The 19,746-nt window shown below is 65.4% G+C and carries 16 protein-coding genes; 5 read left to right on the top strand and 11 right to left on the bottom strand.

The features are described from left to right. Positions 1 to 485 precede the first annotated feature (485 nt). A complete protein-coding gene (locus C438_RS06205; protein ID WP_004968468.1) occupies positions 486 to 1,259 on the bottom strand; it encodes an SDR family NAD(P)-dependent oxidoreductase in 774 nt (257 codons plus the stop codon). A gap of 98 nt (positions 1,260 to 1,357) precedes the next feature. Here C438_RS06205 and C438_RS06200 point away from each other — a divergent pair, with 98 nt between their 5' ends. Next, positions 1,358 to 2,398, top strand: coding sequence for a zinc-dependent alcohol dehydrogenase (locus tag C438_RS06200; protein ID WP_004968467.1), 1,041 nt, complete (start codon positions 1,358 to 1,360; stop codon positions 2,396 to 2,398). A gap of 383 nt (positions 2,399 to 2,781) precedes the next feature. On the opposite strand, the gene C438_RS06195 is transcribed toward C438_RS06200, so the two are convergent. The 6 genes from C438_RS06195 to C438_RS06170 all read right to left on the bottom strand — a co-directional run bounded on the left by C438_RS06195 (position 2,782) and on the right by C438_RS06170 (position 11,120). Beyond that, complete coding sequence (locus C438_RS06195; protein ID WP_004968466.1) at positions 2,782 to 4,899, bottom strand: dipeptide ABC transporter ATP-binding protein; 2,118 nt, start codon at positions 4,897 to 4,899, stop codon at positions 2,782 to 2,784. After that, entirely contained in the window at positions 4,896 to 5,816 is a 921-nt protein-coding gene (locus C438_RS06190) for an ABC transporter permease (protein ID WP_004968465.1), read from the bottom strand. The genes C438_RS06195 and C438_RS06190 overlap by 4 nt, the downstream gene beginning before the upstream one ends. Continuing rightward, positions 5,813 to 6,808: an ABC transporter permease gene (locus C438_RS06185; RefSeq protein WP_004968464.1), complete on the bottom strand. Its 996-nt coding sequence runs from the start codon at positions 6,806 to 6,808 to the stop codon at positions 5,813 to 5,815. The genes C438_RS06190 and C438_RS06185 overlap by 4 nt, the downstream gene beginning before the upstream one ends. Positions 6,809 to 6,859: 51 nt before the next feature. Beyond that, positions 6,860 to 8,728: an ABC transporter substrate-binding protein gene (locus tag C438_RS06180; RefSeq protein WP_004968463.1), complete on the bottom strand. Its 1,869-nt coding sequence runs from the start codon at positions 8,726 to 8,728 to the stop codon at positions 6,860 to 6,862. 183 nt (positions 8,729 to 8,911) lie between these two features. After that, the gene (locus C438_RS06175; RefSeq protein WP_004968462.1) at positions 8,912 to 9,565 is read right to left on the bottom strand and encodes a helix-turn-helix domain-containing protein; all 654 of its coding nucleotides are present in this window, start codon (positions 9,563 to 9,565) and stop codon (positions 8,912 to 8,914) included. 178 nt (positions 9,566 to 9,743) lie between these two features. Continuing rightward, a complete protein-coding gene (locus tag C438_RS06170) occupies positions 9,744 to 11,120 on the bottom strand; it encodes an SLC13 family permease (protein WP_004968461.1) in 1,377 nt (458 codons plus the stop codon). Positions 11,121 to 11,390: 270 nt separating this feature from the next. Here C438_RS06170 and C438_RS06165 point away from each other — a divergent pair, with 270 nt between their 5' ends. From C438_RS06165 to C438_RS06150, 4 genes are all read left to right on the top strand, one after another. Further along, positions 11,391 to 12,254 carry a ParA family protein gene (locus tag C438_RS06165; protein ID WP_004968460.1) on the top strand — a complete coding sequence of 288 codons (864 nt, stop codon included), beginning with the start codon at positions 11,391 to 11,393 and terminating at the stop codon, positions 12,252 to 12,254. Continuing rightward, positions 12,251 to 12,673, top strand: a complete 423-nt coding sequence (locus tag C438_RS06160) for a hypothetical protein (protein WP_004968459.1) — start codon at positions 12,251 to 12,253, stop codon at positions 12,671 to 12,673. The genes C438_RS06165 and C438_RS06160 overlap by 4 nt, the downstream gene beginning before the upstream one ends. A gap of 155 nt (positions 12,674 to 12,828) precedes the next feature. After that, the gene (locus tag C438_RS06155) at positions 12,829 to 13,059 is read left to right on the top strand and encodes an AbrB/MazE/SpoVT family DNA-binding domain-containing protein (RefSeq protein ID WP_004968458.1); all 231 of its coding nucleotides are present in this window, start codon (positions 12,829 to 12,831) and stop codon (positions 13,057 to 13,059) included. Continuing rightward, a complete protein-coding gene (locus C438_RS06150; protein WP_004968457.1) occupies positions 13,060 to 13,434 on the top strand; it encodes a type II toxin-antitoxin system VapC family toxin in 375 nt (124 codons plus the stop codon). Positions 13,435 to 13,597: 163 nt separating this feature from the next. Here the strand turns inward: C438_RS06150 and C438_RS06145 are convergent, their stop codons facing one another. From C438_RS06145 to solA, 4 genes are all read right to left on the bottom strand, one after another. Next, entirely contained in the window at positions 13,598 to 16,111 is a 2,514-nt protein-coding gene (locus C438_RS06145) for a GcvT family protein (protein WP_004968456.1), read from the bottom strand. Positions 16,112 to 16,319: 208 nt separating this feature from the next. Next, positions 16,320 to 16,517: a hypothetical protein gene (locus C438_RS19495; protein WP_007274173.1), complete on the bottom strand. Its 198-nt coding sequence runs from the start codon at positions 16,515 to 16,517 to the stop codon at positions 16,320 to 16,322. Then, positions 16,514 to 18,268, bottom strand: a complete 1,755-nt coding sequence (locus C438_RS06140) for a BCCT family transporter (RefSeq protein WP_004968454.1) — start codon at positions 18,266 to 18,268, stop codon at positions 16,514 to 16,516. Before C438_RS06140 ends, C438_RS19495 begins: the two co-directional genes overlap by 4 nt. A gap of 289 nt (positions 18,269 to 18,557) precedes the next feature. Next, on the bottom strand, positions 18,558 to 19,700 hold the full coding sequence (gene solA, locus C438_RS06135) for an N-methyl-L-tryptophan oxidase (protein ID WP_004968453.1): 1,143 nt from the start codon (positions 19,698 to 19,700) through the stop codon (positions 18,558 to 18,560). Between the last annotated feature and the right edge of the window lie 46 nt (positions 19,701 to 19,746).

Genomic DNA, 19,746 nt, shown 5'->3' with positions numbered 1-19,746 from the left:
CGTCGACGTAACACGGAACCACCGTGCTGGAGGACGACATAGACATTCTGAGTAACAGAACACTTCGAGTCGGCGAGTCGAATCGAACGAGCGACGGGGATGCGGTGGATTCAGCGTATTTCAACGAGAACGGACGCACGGGTTCGTCGATATCGACCCGCCAAGTAGAAGACAGTTCGACAGCTTTGACGCCCCTCCGGCGACGTTCGGGAACAGCCGAGTCCAGACGTTTATCAACCGATTGTATTTTCTATTACAGAACGGAGTCGGGCAGATATCGAAGGACGAGCACGGCGACGGCTCGCTCGATTCGTGGCGATTCGACGCTGTATTACACGCGTACGCTTGTAATTCAGAATGGCCAACACCGAGTGATAGGGGCGAGACTGCCGAGTTCTCGGGACGAAGAACGGAGACAGGTGGTCGAGAGTTCGGTCCCCGGAGTTTCGTTCCCTATTACAGAATCGTCGCTCGGTGGTGCCGGGTTAGAACGCGCTGTCCGCGAACCCTCCGTCGACGGTGACGACCTCGCCCGTCACGAACGAGGCGGCGTCGCTCGCGAGGAAGACCGCCGCGCCGACGATTTCCTCTCGCTCCGCGACCCGGCCGAGCGGCGTTCGCTCGTCGATTCGCTCGCGCTTTTCGGTCCCCTCGGCGTAGGTGTCGGCGTTCTGCGGCGTGATGACGAAGCCCGGAGCGATGGCGTTGACGCGTATCTCGGGCGCGAGTTCCTTCGCGGACGCGCGGGTGAACGCCTCGACGCCGCCCTTCGCCGCCGAGTAGGCGGGGAGGTTCGCCATCGAGAGCCGCGCGGCCAAAGAGGAGATGTTGATAATCGACCCGCCGTCGGCGACGGCCGGTGCCAACTCCTGCGTCACGCGCCGGACGCCCCCGAGCGCGATGTCGGTGACGTGGTTCCACGCGTCGTCGTCGATGCCGAGGACCGACTCGCGCGAAATCGCGCCCTGCGAGGCGACGACCACGTCGACGCCGCCGAACTCCTCGACGGCGCGCTCGCGGACGCGTTCGAGCGAGGCCGGGTCGGTCACGTCGCAGGTCACCCGAACCGCGTTCGCTCCCAGTTCCTCGATTGCGTCGGCCGTCTCGTCGACCGCCGACTCGCGTCGGCTGGTTGCGAGGACGTCCGCGCCCTCGCTGGCGAATCCGAGGGCGATTGCCTGTCCGATACCGCTCGTCCCGCCGACGACGACGACGCGCTTGTCACTGACGGAGACTGGCGTGTGCTCGTATGCGACCATGGTTGGAGTCCACACGGTACCGACATGATAGTTGCGGAACGCGCGATGGAAGTGCCGCATGCAGTACGTTTTTACGGGCCCGTCTCACATGTGCTGTCATGCGAGGACTTGCCAAAGTGGAGCGTAGCTCCGGCGCTATGGAGTTCGTCGAGCGACCGAAACCGGAGCCGGGCGCGGGAGAGGTGCTGGTGGAGGTCGACTACGCCGGTCTCTGCGGGAGCGACGCGGGAATCTACGAGTTCGAATCCGCCTTCGAGCGGATGGAGCTTCCGACGGTCATCGGCCACGAGTACGCCGGTCGGGTGGTCGAAGTCGGCGACGGCGTGACCGAGTTCGGCGTCGGCGACCGCGTGGTCGAGCGCCCGATTCGGGGTTGCGGCGAGTGTTACCAGTGTCGCATCGGCGAGGAGAACGTCTGCCAGGACGCGGTCATCACCGGCGTGGACCACGACGGCGCTTACGAGCGGTTCATCGCCGTCCCGGAGCGCGCCCTCCACCCGATTCCCGACGACGTGGAACAGCGGCACGCCGCTGTCGCGGAGCCGACGAGTATCGCCGCGCGCGCCGTCATCGAGAACTCCCGGGTCGGCGCGGGCGACCGCGTGCTGGTCGAGGGGCCCGGCCCCATCGGCCTGCTCACGGCCCAAATCGCGGCCGCGCAGGGCGGCACCGTCGTCGTCTCCGGCGTGGGACAGGACGCCGACTACCGGCTCCCGCTCGCGGAGGAACTCGGCTTCGAGACGGTCAACGTCGCCGACGACGACACCGAGGCACGCCGCGAGCGCCACACCGGCGGCGTCGGCTACGACGTGGTGTTCGACACGACCGGCCACCCCTCGGGGCTCACGACGGCCGTCGACGAGGTCCGCAAGGGCGGCCAAATCGTCCTCGTCGGCCAGACCGGCGAGACTACGATGCCGTACTCCCCGCTCGTCCGGGCCGAAATCGACCTGCAGTGTTCGTACGCCTCGATGTACGAGGACTTCGAGCGCTCGTTCCGGCTGATTCGCGACGGCGACGTGGACTGCGAGACGTTCGTCGACACCCGGTTTTCGCTGTTCGAGGCCGACGAGGCCTTCGAGACGTTCATCGAGGGCGGGACGTGCAAGCCGGTGTTCGATATCTCGGAGTTGGCGTAAGGGGAGGTTCGGACGAGAGCAGTTCAACCCGCAGTAGTAAATCAAATTTAAAGCAATACTGTGGACAGGCGAAGACGTCGATTCAACCAGTAACCAACGTCTACGCCACATAATACGCATTTGAACCCATTCTTAGAGAGTAGAAAGCAGATATCCCCCATATTCTACGAATTAATAGCAGTTTCCCGAGTTTGAAAGCTTGCAATAAGAGCATATATAGGAGATCAACCCAATAATTCAAAAACTGTTCGAGGATTTTACTCAGTAGAAGTTACTATTTCAGACAATACTAATGCGTCGAGTCGAACCTCGAATCCGAATCGGGACGCGGCGCTACCGGGAGGTCGCCGAAGAGACGAAGCGAGGAGAGTCGAAGGGCGGCGTCAGTCGCTGGCCGAATCGCCGCTGGCCGGCGACGAGAACTCGGGGTCTCCGTACGTAGAGTCCGAGCGGTCGTCGGCGAGGCCGTCCGCGCCGGGAGTTTCGCCGTCCGGGAAGTAACACGCCGCGCGGTGCTCGCCGTCACGGACGGTGTCGAGTCCGGGTTCGCTCTCCCGGCACTCGTCTTCGGCTTTCGGACACCGGGGGGCGAAGACGCACCCGGACGGGAGATTCACCGGGTCCGGAGGTTCACCGTCGAGCAGGACGCGGTCGCGGTCGACCGTCGGGTCCTTCTCGGGGGCGGCCGCGAGGAGCGAAGTCGTGTACGGGTGTTTCGGCTCGGCCGCGATGGACTCGACGTCGCCCTCCTCGATGACCCGCCCGAGGTACATAATCGCGAGGCGGTCCGACACCTGCACCAGACTGGCGAGGTCGTGAGAGATGTAGACGATGCCGATGTCCTCGGTGTCCGCGAGCTCTCGCAGGAGGTTCAGCAGGTTCACCTTCAGCGACACGTCGAGCATCGACGCCGGCTCGTCGCAGATGAGGAAGTCGGGGTCGAGAACGAGCGCCTTCGCCACCGCGACGCGCTGGCGTTGGCCCCCCGAGAGCTGGTGTGGGTACTGGTCGAGGAACTTCCGGGCGGGCGTGAGCCCGACTTTCTCCAGCGTCTCGACGACGGCCCGTTCGCCCTCCTCGGTCCGGTAGTCGTGGATGGTCAGCGGTTCGCCGACCAACTGCCGCACCGTCTGTCTCGGGTTGAGCGAGTCGAAGGGGTCTTGGAAGATTATCTGGACTTTCCGGCGGAACTCGCGCATGTTCCCGTCCGCGTAGTGCTCGTAGGGCTCGCCGTCGAAGACGAACTCGCCGCCGGTCGGCTGTTTGAGGAGCGCGATGGTCTCGCCGAGCGTCGACTTCCCACAGCCCGACTCCCCGGCGATGCCGAGGATTTCGGACCGCCTGACGCGCAGGGAGACGCCGTCGACGGCGCGGACGTAGTTCGGGTCGTTGCCCCTGAGTTTCTCCAAGAGCGGCTGGCTCTGCTCGTAGTACTTCTCGAGGCCGTCGGTTTCGAGGAGCACCTCGCCGCGGCCCGATTCGTCGTGGCTGTCGGGGATGCCCCACGTCTCCGGGTCGGTGGCGTCGCGCCGCATCTGGGCGGCTTTGGTGACGTGGTGGCACGCCGAGCGGTGGTTGCGGTTCGGCAGGTCGACGAGGTCCGGATGGGACGCCTCGCATTCCTCGGTCGCGAACGGACACCGGTCCTTGAAGACGCAGGCGCTGGGTGCCTCGCTCAGGTTCGGCGGCGACCCCGGAATCGAGACGGGGTCCTGGTCGCCCTCCTCTATCTCGGGGAAGGAGTTCTTCAGCCCCATCGTGTACGGGTTCGTGGGGTTCACGAGGACGTTGTCGACGCTTCCCTGCTCCATGGCTTTCCCGCCGTAGAGTATCGAAAGCTCGTCGCACGTCTCGGCGATGACGCCGATTTCGTGGGTGATGAGAAGCAACGAGCTGTCCATCCGGTCCTGTATCTCCAGAATCTTGTCGATAATCTTGTCCTGGACGATGACGTCGAGCCCCGTGGTCGGCTCGTCGGCGATGATGAGGTCGGGTTCGAGCGCGAGCGCCATGGCGATGGTCACGCGCTGGCGCATCCCCCCGGAGAACTCGTGGGGGTAGTCGTCGATGCGGTCGGGGTCGAGCCCGACGATTTCGAACAGCTCTCGGACCCGCGCGCGGGCCTTGTCGTCGGTGACGTTCCGATGGGTCTGAATCGCCTGCCGAATCTGCGCGCCGGTGGACATCACCGGGTCGAGCGAGTCCATCGCGCTCTGGGGGATGTACGCGATGTCCTCCCAGAGCACGTCGCGGCGCTCGCGCTCGCTGAGGGCCGTCAGGTCGCGGCCGTTGAATTCGATGCTACCGGATTCGACGGAGCCGTTGCCCGGGAGGAGACCGAGAACCGCCTCGGCCAGCGTCGATTTCCCCGAGCCGGACTCGCCGGCGAGGCCGTAGTTGACGCCCTCGTCGATGCTGAACGACACGTCGTTGACGGCGTGGACGGTTCCGCTGTCGGTCGAGTAGGTGACCGTGAGGTCTGTGATGTCGAGGAGGCTCATTGTTCGGTCTGGATTTCCGGGTTGATGACTTCTTCGTAGGCGCGGCCGATGAGGAACACCGAGGTGGTGATGGCCGCGATGCCGAGCGCGGGCGGGAGCACCCACCACCAGGCGACGCGCATGTTGCCCGATTCGAACACCTGTCGGAGCATCCGGCCCCAGCTCGTGACGGTCGGGTCGCCGAACCCGAGGAACGCCAGGCTGGCCTGCGCGGCGATGGCCCACGCGATGCCGTAGGCCGTGTAGAGAAAGCCGATGGGGAGCACGTTCGGCGCGACGTGGTAGAGCATCGTCCGCAGGTCGCTCGCGCCGCTCGCGCGCGCCGACTTCACGAAGGTGCGCTCCCTGACGGAGAGGACCTCGGAGCGGACGACGCGCGCGGGCATCTTCCAGAGGAACGCGACGATGATGCCCGTCATGAGCCAGACGCTCGGCGTCACGAACGTCAGGAGCAACAGCGCCATCGGCGTGAACGGCAGGGAGAACGTGAGGTCCGTGAGGCGCATGAGGACCTCGTCGACCCAGCCGCCGTAGTAGCCGCTGACGAGCCCCACGAGAAAGCCGAGCGCGCCGGTCCCGATGCCGCCGAACAGGCCGACGATGAACGTCGGTTGCGCGCCGGCGAGGAACTGACTCAGGACGTCTTTCCCGTACGCGGTCGTCCCGAACGGGGCCGCACCGGTCGGTTCGGACAGCCGTAGCATCGACCCGGCGTCGTCGCGGACGGTGTACTCTATCGGGTCGTGCGGAGCGAGCGCGGGCCCGAGGAGGCCGAGGAAGACGAACGCGGCGACGATGACGACGCCGGCGAACGCGAGGCGGTCGCGCCGCAGGAACGTGAACTGGTCGCGGAGCGTCTCCGCGACACCCTCGACGCGCTTTTTCAGTTCGGCCTCGGGCTTCGTCTCGGTGCTCACGCGGCACCACCTCCGCTGGTCGAGACGGTCGGGTCGAAGTAGGCGTACAGCACGTCGGCGACGAGGTTCGCCACGATGACCGCGAGCGCCATGATGAACACGGCCGCCTGCACCAGCGGGTAGTCCTGCTGTTGGATGGCGAGCACGAGTTCGCGGCCGATGCCGGGCCAGCCGAAGACGACTTCGAGCAGGATGAGCCCCTGGAATATCATCCCGAGACGGAGCGCGAAGTAGGTCAGAATCGGAAGCATGGAGTTCCGACCCGCCCGCGCGAGCTGTTGCATCTCGGAGAGCCCCTTGGCGCGGTGGAGCTTGAGGAACTCCGAGCCCCGCTTTTCGACGACGCCGTTGCGCGCCAACAGCAGGAAGTCGCCGCTGTAGTACAGCACCGACACGGTAAACGGCAGGACGTAGTGGTGCAGGAAGTCGAGCGAGGCGAACGTCTCGACGTAGCCCTCCGGCGAGGCGCTGATAGAGCGCATCCCGAAGGCGGGCACCAGTTCGAGGTTGTACGCGAAGACGATGACGAACAGGATGCCCGTGATGAACACCGGCGTCGACCGGAGGAACGTCGTGGCGATGATGCTGAGCTTCTCCAGTTTGCTCCCGCGGTTCCAACCGACGTACATCCCGAGCAGGGAGCTCAGAACCGCCGTCGTCACTAACGCGGGGACGAGCAGGATGAGCGTGTTGACGAGCCGCGGGGCCAACACACCCCAGACGGGCTGGCTCCGCAGGATGGAGTAGCCGAACTGGAACAGCAGGATGCTCTGGAGGTAGCTGAGGTACTGCCGCCACATCGGCTGGTCGAGGCCGTACATCGCCCGAATCTCGGCGATTTGCTGTTGGCTCAGGTTGCCCGCGGTGACGAGCGACTCGAACGGGCTCCCGGGAAGCAACCGCAGGACGACGAAGATGACCGAGACGGCCACGAGAGTGAGCCCGATAGAGATGGCGAGCCGCTTCGCGAGGAAGCGCTGGAACTCGCTCATGGTCGGGCCCCCCGACGGCGCGAGTGGGTAGTGTTCGACATGTTCGTCACCTTATGAGAAGTCCGCCTGTCCGAGTTCGTCGCGGCGTTGGTGCATGTTCCCGGGCTGGATGCGCTCGACGAAGGCGGCCCACGCGTCCCCGTTGGGGAACCGGAGATTCCCGTCGTCGTCCCACGTGTAGCCGGCCCGTTCGAGGCTCGATTTCGCCCCGTCGATATCGAACTCGTAGTTAGTCGTGTCCGACGTGTGCCACGGCGTGAGGTCCGAAATCGGGTTCTCCCCGCTCGGGACGGTCGCGCGGTCCTGTAACACGTCGGCGGCGAAGCTCTCGGTGTCGACCGACTTCGCGAGGGCGACGCGGAACTCCTTGTCGCGAACGAGCGGACAGGAGAACATCAGCTTCGTGTCGAGCGGCGCGAAGTTGCCCGAGGTCATCTTCTCGACGCCGGCGGTGCTCGCGGCGCGGTCGGCCTGCGAGTTCGAGAGCGTCGTCCCGATAGCGTCGATTTCGCCGCCCTGTAGCGAGCCGATCATCGAGTCGATGTTGCCGACGTTGATCCAGATGACGCGGTCGACGCCCTCGCCGGTCGTGGCCTGATCGCCGAGCACGTCGGCCCGCCAGTCGTCGTCGAACATCCAGTGGCCCTCGTTTTTGGACACTTCGAAGCGGGTCCCCTGCTCCCAGTTTTCGTACGCGAACGGCCCGGTGCCGACGGGCGACTCGGGGTTGTGTTGGGACGGGTTCTCCACGTCCTCCCACTTGTGTTTGGGGATGATGACACTGCGAACGACGCGCTGTGTCATGAACGCCGCGTCGGGGCCGGTCAGATTGAACCGGACCTCGTGGTCGCCGAGCACCTCGACCGACTCGATCGGCTCGTAGAACGGCGTCTGGCTGGTCGAGGAGTGTTCCTTGTACAGTTCGACGGTGAACTTCACGTCCTCGGCGGTGAACGGCTCGCCGTCGTGCCACTCGACGCCCTCGCGGAGGGTGAGTTCGACGGTGGTGTCGTCGACGAACCCGCCGCCGGTCGCCAGCGCGGGGACGACTTCGAGGTCCGGCGTGGCGTCGAAGAGGCCGTCGTAGATGAACGTCAGTCGCTTCGCCTCCGCGCCCCCGGCGGCCCACGGGAGGTTCAGCGAGTTCATCGAGGTCGTCACGCCCTTGATGTAGGTGCGGTCGTCGGTCTGGGGTTGGAGGTTCACCTCCGACCAGACGAACGAGTCCTTCGTCGGCCCGTTACCCGGCGTCTGGACGTAGCCGCTCCAGCGCTCCGTGTTGACCGCGGTGATGACGTCGGGGAACAGCGTGATGAGCGCGCCCACGTCCTCGCTGAAGATGCGCTGGGCCTCGGCGACGAGCTCCTCGCGCTCGGTTCGGTCGGTCGTCCGACTCTGTTCGGTCAGCACCTCCTGCAGGTCGGGGTGGTAGTAGTTGTCGTAGTTCGAGAGACTCGTCTCGCTCCGCCGCATCAAAAGCGGGTTCGGGTCCAGCCCGCGTTGCGGGTCCGGGCCGTGGGTGCTCATCGAGAGGATGGCTTCGAGCCCCTTCGTCTCCCAGCTCTGGGCGTACAGTTGGTTCAGCGGTCGGTCGTTGAGTTGCGTCTCGATACCGAGCGCGTCCAGCCCGCGTTGGACCATGAGCGCGTGTTCCCGCATCCACGGGTCGTCCTCGCTCGAAAATTCGAGCGGGACGGGGTCCAACACCGCACCCGCGGTCGCGCTGTAGTCGAGCGGCGGTTCGTCGGCGTCGATGGTCTCCCACTCGCGCCAGTACTTCGTCTCGACCGTCTCCGGGGTCCCGGACGGAACGTCGGGAGTGAGACTCGACCCGCCGTCGCTCCCGCCGCTCCCGTTGCCGCCGCCACCGGAACACCCCGCGAGTCCGGTCACGCCGAGGGCGGTCGCCGTCGCCGCCACGTAGTCGCGTCGCGTAAGGCCAGTTCCACGTTCGACACCCGAACTATCACGATTTTTCTCCGACATTGCGACCGCTTGTTATGGAGTATCTTCCATGGTGCTGTTCCCGATACGGCCCGATATCTATCGTTCTTTATATACTCGGTCGTCGAAAAGCGGCAACATTCTCCAGCGGGTGTACTGCTACTCCTGTCGCGGGCCGTAGATGAGTTCGAGCAGATTTCGCTCCGCGGTCCGGAGTCGTTCGCTCAGCGTGGACTGGGCGATGCCCAGTTCGTCGGCGAGTTCGGTCTCCGACGTCTCCCGCGGGATGTGGAAGTAGCCGTGATTGAACGCCGTCTCCAGGACCGCGAGTTGGTCGTCGGTCAGTTTGGAGATTAACACCTCCTTTAACCGGCCGCTGTCGAGCGGTTCGCCGGGGGCTTCGTCCTGCGTGACCGAGCGGAGTTCGAACTCCCCGAGCGTCTCTTGAATCTCGTCGGCGAGTTCCCTGAAGTGGTCCCAGTCCTGCGCGGTGGCGACGACCTCGAAGACGCCGTCTTGGAGCACGATGCGGTTCGGAATCGTCTCCTGTCTGAGCACCAGTCCGAGGATGAACGGGTACGACTCGTTGGCGAGAATCGTCACTCGGCGTATCTGCACGTCGGTCGAGGCGGTCGGAATCTCCTCGTCGTAGAAGACGGTCACGCCCGAGATATCGGCGAGAAGGGACTCCACGTCGAAGGGGCCGTTCGAGGCGATGGTGAGCGACTCGATCCACGTCCCGTCTTCGACGTAAAACGCGTTGTCCAACTCGATGCTCCGGGCGTCTCGCAGACGGCGGTCTATCTTCGACATGACGCCGGTCGGGGCCGTCGTGAACTCAACCCGTAAGATGCGAACTCACCCGTACCGGGCAGATACCGTTCACCTACAAATAGCCCGGTGGTTGTCGCAACGGGCGGCGACACCGAAAGCCGAGGTCGCCCGGATGGGACGGGACGGGACGGGACGGGACGAGAGACCGGTCGCCGGTTCAGGCGACGAGCGGCCAGTAGAAGAGCCACGAGAGGGTCACGACGACGAGCGACAGGCCCATCGTCACGAGTCCGAACAGCGTCACGTCCCGGTTCGTCAGCGGGCCGCGGTCCAGCGAGACGAGGACGGCGGTCGTGTTGAACGGGAGAATCGTCGTCGACCCGACAACGAGGAGGACCGCGAGTCCGAGGTAGAGCCGCGTCACGCCGAACGTCTCCGCGAACCGGAGCACGATGGGGAGAATCACCACGATGGCGGCCGACCCGGTCGAAAAGAGCACGCGAACGGCGACCGCGAACCCGAGGAGCAGTCCGACGAGTTGCCAGTGGCTGAACGCCTCGAACGGGACGAACCGCGCGAGGAGGTCGACGACGAGCGCGATGGTTCGGGTCGCTTCGAGCGCGTCCAGAATCGACAGCGTCGCGCCGATGAGAAAGAGGACGCCCCAACTGAGTCCCTTGACGTCGTCGGCGTCGATGACGTCGACGCCCGGAAGCGCGAGGACGGTGACCGCGGCGACCGCCGGGAGAATCTCGGGAAGCCCGACGAACGACCCGACGACCCACGCGAGGACGGTCCCAGCCATCACCGCCGCGACGAGTCCCTGCTCGCGGGTCAACTCACCGCTCCCGGCGGGGGACGAGTCCGCGATTTCCGACCCTCCGGAGTCGATGGTCGAGTCGCCATCGACGGCGTTGAGGAGACCGGCGGCCGCGGCGGCCAGCGCGTAGAGCGCCACCGTCGGCGGGACCATCAAGACCGCCCACTCGACCCACGAGAGCGGTCGAACGCTCGTCGCGAGGATGCCCGAGGTGACGAGCGCCATCCCGCCGCCGGTCATGAGCGCCATCGACGCGATGGGGTTGACGTGGCCCAAGAGGAGGTACGTCGCGCGCTCGAACCCGCTTCCCGCCGGGAGGTCGAACTCCGCCGTCACCTCCTCGACGATGGGGATGAACGCGACCGCACGGGCCATCGCCGACGGCATGAACAGCGCCAGCACGAGGACGTTCCGCGCGATGGAGCGAAACGTCCCGCGAGGCGTGCTGTCCGGGGACAGCAGTCGGTTCGCTAACCGGGTGTCCAGCCCCACCGACCGGACCGCGTTGCCGAGGAGTAACAACACGAGGAGGAAGTACACGAGCGAGGAGGTGAAGCCGCTGACCGCGGCCTCGAAGGAGTCCACGACGCCGAGGGCGTACAACAGCGAGACGCAGGCCAGACTCGAAATCGCGTACGGAACCGGCTTCGTCAGCCAAAGCAGGAGCGCGACGACGAAAACCGAAAGCGCGTACTGCGACCGAACCGGAAGAACGGAGACGGGGTGGAGGCCGACGACCGCGAGGAGCAGGGCGGCGGCGGCCGCGAGCGTCACCGTCTGCGACGAGAGTTCGGGGGTGCGCAGACCCCGGTCGGGCAACCAATCTGTCACGAATTTACCTGCACACAACGGCCCCAAATAGCTACTGCCGGCGACAATTCGGGCCGCCAGTCGGGCGAGAGCGAACCGAGTCGACACAGCTCGCCGACTGTAGATTATTTGGATTGCTCGAATTATTTAGAATAGGTGGGTTTCCCAAAGAGCGGAGGTAACCATAATTATTTCAACTGTGCCGAGAATCTCGCTAGCACGGATATCCCCATCATGTCACGTGCAGTCAGCGTCTGTCTCCTCAAAGGCGGTATCGGCAAGTCGACGACCTCCATCAACCTCGCCCGCGAACTCGCACACCGGGGAAGCGACGTCCTGCTCGTGGACCTCGACCCGAACGGACACACCACGACGGGCCTCGGGTTCGGCGAGGAGTTCTACTCGGAAGCGCACCTCGGCGACGTGCTCCTCGACGACGCCGAGTTGGAGCCGCGTGAGCTCATCTTGGAGACCGACTTCGAAATCGACCTCCTCCCGTCGAACGACCGCATCGAACAGGTCGAGTCCGACCTCGGCGGCGTGATGATGGGGTCGGCGCGCCTCAAACAGCGCGTCATCGATCCGCTCCTCGGCGACGACTACGACTACGTCGTCGTGGACTGCCCCGCGGCGCGCGGGAAGCTCAACGACAACGCGCTGTACGCCACGCAGAACCTCGTCTTGCCGATGCGCCCCGAGTCGGGGGCGCTCTCGGGACTCGAAAAGACCGTCAAACGACTCATCACGCCCGCGCGCGAACACTTCGACCTCGAAATCCTCGCGGTCGTGCCGACCGACCTCCGGGACCGAATCGACCACGACCGCCCGACGAGACGCCTCGTGGAGGCGCTCGTCTCGAAGCCGAACATCGCCTCGAAGCTCCCGAACTTCGCGTACACCGACCCGGACGTGTTCGAGGCCATCGACGACGGCGAGTGGGACGGCGACCTGCCGAAGCCGGGGATTCGGCACCGGTCGGCCATCGACGCGTCGATTCGCGAGCACATGCCCCTGCGGGACTACGACAGCACCTGCGACCAGTTGGCGTGCTACGACGAACTCGCCCAAATCGTCGAAGCAGGCGAGGTGGCCCGATGAGCGAAGACCCCTTCGGCGACCTCGACGCCGCGATGGGAAGCGGGGAGGCCGCCTCCGAGCCAGCGCCGGAACCCGAACCGGAACCCGAAGACGCCGAGCCCGACGACGCGGTCGAATCGGAAGCCGAGTCAGCGTCGGAATCGGCGTCCACAGAGCCGCTCGACCCCCGCGAGCGCCCCGCCTTCGAGTTCGACGAGACCGTCCACAAAGCGCTGTACGTGCTCGAAGCGGTCGCCGACGAGTTCGACGACATCATCACCTACGACGTGGAGCGCGAACTGACCCGCGACCACGGACTCAAGGGCGTCACGAAGAGCGAACTCCACAACGCCGCGCTCGCCGTGGCGACCGAACACCCCGAAGAAATCGTCGAACGCGTCCTCGAACAGCGCGGCGTCGACGACGAGGACACCGAATAATTCGGATAATCTGCCTCCGTCAAAACTCGGAGCGCCGGACAGAAGCCGAGTGACACCGACAGCGGGAGCGTTCGGGAGCGGGAGGGTTCTATCCGAGTGGGTCGTGAATCGAGATATGGGGAAAACTCTTGTTTCTACCCATCATAGTAGAACGTATGTCCGAAGCGACGCTGGACGGTCGCGGACGCCTCACGCTCCCCAAAGAGGTCAGAGAGCGGTACGGCGAACACTACCGCATCGTCCAACTGCACGACGGTATCAAGCTGATACCAATCGAGGACGACCCGCTCGATGCGCTCCGCACCGAGTTCGCGGACGTCGAGAAGACGGCCGAAGAACTCCGCCACGGAGCCCGGAACGCGGCGATAGACGAGGCCGGGCGCTGAATGTACGCCGAGACGGACTTCCTGCTGGCGCTCATCAAGGACGAGGACTGGCTCGGCGACGCCGCAGAGGCGGTCTACCGAAACCACCGAGACGAGCTGTGGACGTCGCAGTTCACGCTCATCGAACTCCTCATGGTCGCGTATCGAGAAGAGCGGGACACGGAGCGGGTCGTCGCGAACGTCGCCGCGCTGTTGGAAGTGCGCGGGGACGTGGACACGGTTCTCACGGCCGCGACCTACGTGGAAGACCACGGGTTCACGCCCTTCGACGCGCTCCATCTCGTCGAGTCCGATGGCGACACTATCGTGTCGAGCGACGAGACGTACGAGTCGTTTGCCCCGCGGCTCGACCTGAAGGCCGTCGAAGACGAGTGACAGCGGTAGGGCAGTTATTCTTCAGACAGTCCTGATTCCCAACAGATCTGCCGAGTTCAGCACGGTCTCGGCAGACTATCAGCGACTGCGGTTCGACACCGCCGATAAACTGAGGCGGAGGCAGAGGCGGAGACGGAGGCGGTGACGCGTCGAAATCCGGCAGTCACCGAATCATCTTGTCTCGGTCGGGGTCGAAAAGCGGCCCGGACCGGACCGTCGCGGGGTGGGCGTCGCCCTCGTACCGGATTTCGATGTCCTGCCCCGAACTGGCGTACTGCTCGGGGAGGTACGCGTACGCGATTCCGGCGTCGATGGTGTAGCCGTAGTCCGCCCGACAGCAGTAGCCGACGACGTCGCCGTCGGCGACCACCGGATGGCCCGCGTCGACGACGGTCTCCTCCTCGTCGAGCGTTATCGGGACGATTCGGTCGCTCGGACCGTCGCCCTCCTTGTCCTCCACCAGCGCCGCCTTCCCGACGAAGTCGGTGTCGAGGTCGACCGCGAAGCCGATGCCGGCCTCGTACGGATTGTGCTCGGGCGTGAGGTCCGTCCCCCAGAGTCGGAATCCCTTCTCCATGCTCGTCGAGTCGAGCGCGGCCCAGCCGACCGGCGCGATGTCGTACTCCTCGCCGGCCTCTCGAATCGCGTCCCAGAGCTGGCTTCCGTACTCGGTCGGGGCGTAGATTTCCCAGCCGAGTTCGCCGGCGTACGAGAGTCGAAGCATCGTCACGGGGATGCTTCCGAGGTAGGTCTCCTGTGCGGAGTAGAACGGGAACTCGTCGTTCGAGAGGTCGGCCTCGACGAGGTCGGAAAGCACCTTCCGGGAGTCGGGTCCGAAGACGCCGATACCGGTCCGACTGGAGACGTGTGCGGTCACGTCGACGGAGCCGTCGTCGGGCGCGTGCTCCGTGACCCACCGCGAGTGGAGCGTCGCCGAGCTTCCGCCGCCGGTGAACAGCACGAACCGGTCGTCGCCGAGGCGGGCGACGGTCAGGTCGGCGAGCACGCCGCCGTCCTCGTTGAGCATCGCGGAGTAGCGCATCCGGCCCGGCGTGACGTCCATATCGTTCGTCAGGAGCCCTTGCAGGAACTCAAGCGCGCCCGGCCCCGTCACTTCGATGGGCGTGAACGTCGTCATGTCGACCATGCCGACCTTCTCGCGGAGATGCTGGTGTTCCGCGCCCTGGACCTTCGACCAGTTCTGCGAGAGCCAGTCGGGGCGGTCCGGCACGTCGTACGTTTCGAGGAGCGTCTCGTTGGACTCGTACCACTGCGGGACCTCCCAGCCGTCGCTGTCGTAGAACTCCGCACCGAGGTCGGCCTGCCGGTCGTAAAACGGGCTCCGGCGGAGGGCGCGCTGTCCGCTCGGTTGCTCGCGCGGGTGGATGAGCTGGTACACCTCGCGGTACTGCTGTGCGCCGCGCCCGTAGGTGTACTCTCGACTGCCCGTGTGCGACTGGAACCGAGAGACGTGCGCGCCGGAAGCGTTGACGCGGGAGCCGTCGAGCCGCGGCGTCCCGTCTTCCATCCAGCTGGCGACGATGTCGCCCGCGCCGCCGGACTGCGTGACCCAAATGGCGAGCGCCCACCAGAGTCCCTCGGTGTCCTCGTCCGGTCCGAGGATGGGCATGCCGTCGGGCGTGAACGAGAACATCCCGTTGATGGCGGAGGTCCACTCGCAGTCCTCGAAGCCGGGGACGAGTTCGCTCGCGGCGTCGAACGCCGACCGGTCGTGGTCCGGGTGGGTGTTCTCGTAGAAGTGCTCCTCCGTGAACTCCCGGAGCGACGGGTATTCGAGTCCGAGGTCGTCGAGCTTGTCGGGACCGTAGATGTCCGCCGGGTCGACGAGAAGCGACTCGTGGTTGTACGAGCCGATACCGTAGCGCTCGCCGTGCTGGCGGTAGTACAGCGAGTGGTCCTGATGCCGGAGGAGCGGCTGTTCGATTTCGCGCTCTGCGCCGTCGAGTTCGTCCAGTTCGTCGGAGACGAGATACTGGTGCGCGCAGGGAACGAGCGGGATGTCCGTGCCGACCATCTCGCCGAACAGCGGCCCCCAGATGTTCGTGGCGACGAGCACCTCGTCGGCCTCGATGCGGCCGTGTTCGGTGTCGACGGCGTCGATACTGCCGTCGGTGACGTCGATGTCCGTGACCTCGGTGTGGCCGTAGAACTCGACGCCGGCCTCGCGCGCCTCCTCCGCCATCGACTCGGCGGCGCTGACGGCGTCAGCCTTCCCGTCCGAGGGGACGTAGTACCCGCCGTAGATGACGTCGGGGTTTATCTGCGGGACGCGCGCTTCGACCTCCTCGGGCGTGAGGAGTTCGCCCTCGTCGATGCCGTAGGACTGTCCCCACTCGCGCTTGCGCTTGAGGAAGTCCCAGCGCGCTTCGGAGTAGGCGACTTCGATGCCGCCGCACGTCCGGAAGTCGCCGAACCCGTCGTAGAGGTCGCGCGTGTACGACGCCATCTCCGTCATCAGCTTGTTCCCGGCCGTCTGGAACACGAGTCCGGGAGCGTGAGACGTCGAACCCCCCGTCTCGAACAGCGGTCCGCGGTCGAGGACGACGACGTCTTCGCGGCCCGACTCGGCGAGGTGATACGCCGCGCTACAGCCGACACAGCCGGCCCCGACGACGACCGTTCCGGCGCGTTCGGGAAACGTAGACCATGTGTTCATGTACCAAACAGTAGTGACTGCGGCCCCCGGATATCTCTCCGGGTCCACTATCTGAGGTGTATACGTACCGGGGGGTGACGAGAGCCGGGTCTCGTCGCGGACGAACGCCGGTCTCGGCAAGAGTTGTGCGCCGGTGAGAATGGTGCGCCAGCGAGAATTGTGCGCCGGTGAGAATCGCGTGACGACGAGTCGCGTTCGCCGGCGCGCGTCAGTCGCCGACGAGGTACTTCTCTCTGAGGTAGATGACGAGGCTGGCGCTCAGGAACGCGAGCCCCGCGCCCCGTAGCTCACCGACGGTCATCGCAAACAGCGCAACGACGAAAAGAGAGACCGCGAACGCCGCCGAACCGACAGCGAGCGCGTTCATCGAGAGCGTCGAGTCATCGTTCGGTGATTCGGTCGTCAATCGTCCGACGCGCCGGGGTTCTCCCGGACGTTCGTCACGACCGACGTCCGAGAGCGACCGACGTCGATGTCGATGTCCTCGTCCGCCAAGTCCTCGATTCGCTCGGCGAACTCCTCGGACTGCAGGAGTTCGTACTCCTTGTCGAGACCGAGATACACCGTGTAGCACATGACGACGAGGACGACGGCGAACGGGAACCCCGTGGCGATGGCCGCCGTCTGGAGCGCGCCGAGGCCGCCGCCGTAGAGGAGAAGCGACGCGACGAGGCCCTCGGTGACCGCCCAGAAGATGCGTTGAGTCCGCGGCACGTTGTGCTTGCCGCCCGACGTGAGGTGGTCGACGACGAGCGACCCCGAATCGGAGGAGGTCACGAAGAACGTCACCACGAGCGTCACGGCGAGCAGTCCCGAGACGGCGCTGAACGGGAACTGTTGGAGAAGCGCGAACATCGCCACCGTCTGTCCGGCCTCGCCGTAGGTGGCGAGGACCGCGCCGTTACCCTGAAGCGAGTTGAACAGCGCGCTCCCGCCGAACGCCGAGAGCCAGAGCGTCGAGAACAGCGACGGAAGGACGAACACGCCGAGGACGAACTCGCGGACCGTCCGCCCCTTCGAGATGCGCGCGACGAACATACCGACGAACGGCGACCAGGCGATCCACCACGCCCAGTAGAACACCGTCCAGCCGTTGACCGTGGACGCGCCGTCGCCGAGCGTCCCGGTGAAGAACGCGAGCGAGAGGAAGTCGCTGAAGTAGTTCCCGAGGCCCTGCACCCACGCGCCGAAGATGCTCATCGTCGAGCCGGCGACGAGCACGAACGCCAACAGGAGGAACATCAAACTGACGTTCACCGTGCTCAGACGCCGGATACCGTCTTCGAGGCCGGCCGCGACGGAGGCGGTGGCGATGAGGGTAATCGCGGCGATGAGCGCGATTTGCATCCCGGTGTTGTTCGGAACGCTCACGAGACCGAGCATGCTCTCGCCGAGGATGTACGACAGGCCCGTGTTTATCTGTGCGACGCCGAGGCCGAGCGACGTGGCGAGGCCGAACAGCGTCGCGAACACCGACACGAGGTCGATGAGGTGGCCCGGCCAGCCGTAGATTCGCTCGCCGAGGAGCGGCCAGAAAATCGACCGGAACGTGAGCGGGAGCCCCCTGTTGAACGAGAAGAACGCGAGCCCCAGTCCGACGAGGCCGTAGATGGCCCACGGGTGGAACCCCCAGTGGAAGAACGTCTGCGTCATCGCGGCGATGCCCGCGCCACCGGTCCCGGCCTCGGCGTCGAAGAAGCCGGGGACGTTAGTGAAGTAGTACAGCGGCTCCGAGACGCTGTAGAACATGAGCCCGATGCCCATGCCCGCGCTGAACAGCATCGCCATCCACGAGAAGTCGCTGAACTCCGTTTCGGCCTCGACGCCGCCGAGGGTTATCTCGCCGAACTTACTCAGCGCGAAGTACGCCAAGACGACGATAAAGAGGTTCACCGACAGGAGATAGAACCACCCGAAGTTGCCCTCGAAAAAGCCCCTGACGGCCGAGTAGACGCTCGCCGCCTGCTCGCCGAGAACGAGCGTCGCCGCGACGAAGACGCCGATTATCAAGAGCGCGACCGGGAAGACGACGGGATGGATGTCGAACCCCCACCGCTGGATGTTCCCGTCGCCGGGTTCGCGCTCCGTCTCGGGGTAGAACACGTCCGCCTGTAGGTCGCTCGTCGATTGGTCGGCCGAGTCGTTGCTATTCGCCATACGATACACCCTCCGTGGATGACCGCCACTGCAGTTCGTGTACGTTCATGTCGTTGTCCCCGCTTCGGGGCCACCCGTCGTCACCGCCGAGGACGGCCGATGTCGACTTCGACGCGGCCACCCGTCCCGTGACACGAGTCCACACCCCTCACGATTCAACCAACCCATTGGGATTACACATCTTAACGAGTGGTCTTCGATAATAGTGGCATTTATACGCAAATGAAGAAAAGTTACGAAGGTTAAATCGCCGAATCAGTTGACGAGCGACAAGCTCGACCGCCCGTCGTCACTCGAACCGGTCGAGCGAGAACATGTCGAGCGGCAGGTCGCTGTCGCCGTCGACGGCGAGGTCGGCGAGGATTTCGCCGATGACGCTTGCGAACTTGAAGCCGTGTCCCGAGAAGCCGGCACCCACGGCGACTTGCGGGTGGTCGGGGAGCGTGTCGAGGATGAAATGCTCGTCCGGCGAGTTCGTGAACATACACGTCGAAAGCGACATCGTCGGCCCCGCGGCCTCCGGGAAGTACTTCTCCGTGACGTCCCGGAGTATCGCCTCGTCGGCGCGGTTCGGCTCGCGGTCGAAGTCGTCGGGGTCGACCTCCTCGTCGCGGTGGTGGTACTTGCCGAGTTTGAACCCCGGCACGTCGTGGACCGGGAACCCGTAGAACCGCCCCTCGGGGACGCTGAGGTTCCAGACGGGGAACTCCTCGGGCGCGAACGTCGCCGGCGACTCGGGCTGGAACCACGCGAGCGCCTGTCGCTCGGGGACCGCGAGGCCGTCCAGCGCGTCGGCGAGCTTGTAGTTCCACGCGCCCGCGGCGAGCACGAGCGCGTCCGCGACGTACACGCCCCGGTCGGTGCGGACGCGCACGCCGCCGTCGTTCGTCTCCGCCCAGTCTTCGACCCGCTCGCGCGCGCGAATCTCGGCACCCCGGGCCTGTGCGGCCTCGGTGTGGGCGATGATGGCCTGCTCGGGGACGACGAACCCGCCGTCTTCCTGGTAGACCGCGCGGTAGTCCTCGGGGAGTTCGTAGCCGGGGAACCGCCCGTTGACCTCCGCCCCGGTCAGCACCTCGTGGGGGATGTCGTGTTCCTCACAGGAGCGTTTCGAGCCGGCGAACACGTCGTTGTCCTCCGGGCCGGCGTCGATAGAGCCGGTTCGGTGGATGACCTCGCGGCCGGTCTCGTCGGCGAGGTCGTCCCAGAGGTCGTACGCCCGCTCGATGAGCGGGACGTACGAGGGGTGTTCGTAGTACGCGCGACGGATGATGCGCGTGATACCGTGGGACGACCCCTGCGAGTGAGGGATGTCGTAGCGTTCGAGACCGACGACGTCGAGGCCGCGGTCGGCGAGGTGGTACGCGGTCGCGCTTCCCATCCCGCCGACCCCGACGACGGCGACGTCGTATCGGTTGTCACGGACACTCATGGTGTCCGGCGGTTCGGAACGTCCCCCCTTCACTCTTGACCTGTAT

This window comes from Haloferax denitrificans ATCC 35960 (assembly GCF_000337795.1).
GTDB lineage: Archaea > Halobacteriota > Halobacteria > Halobacteriales > Haloferacaceae > Haloferax > Haloferax denitrificans.
The sequence above is the reverse complement of the archived record's forward strand: the minus strand, read 5'-3'. Positions and strand labels throughout refer to the sequence as shown.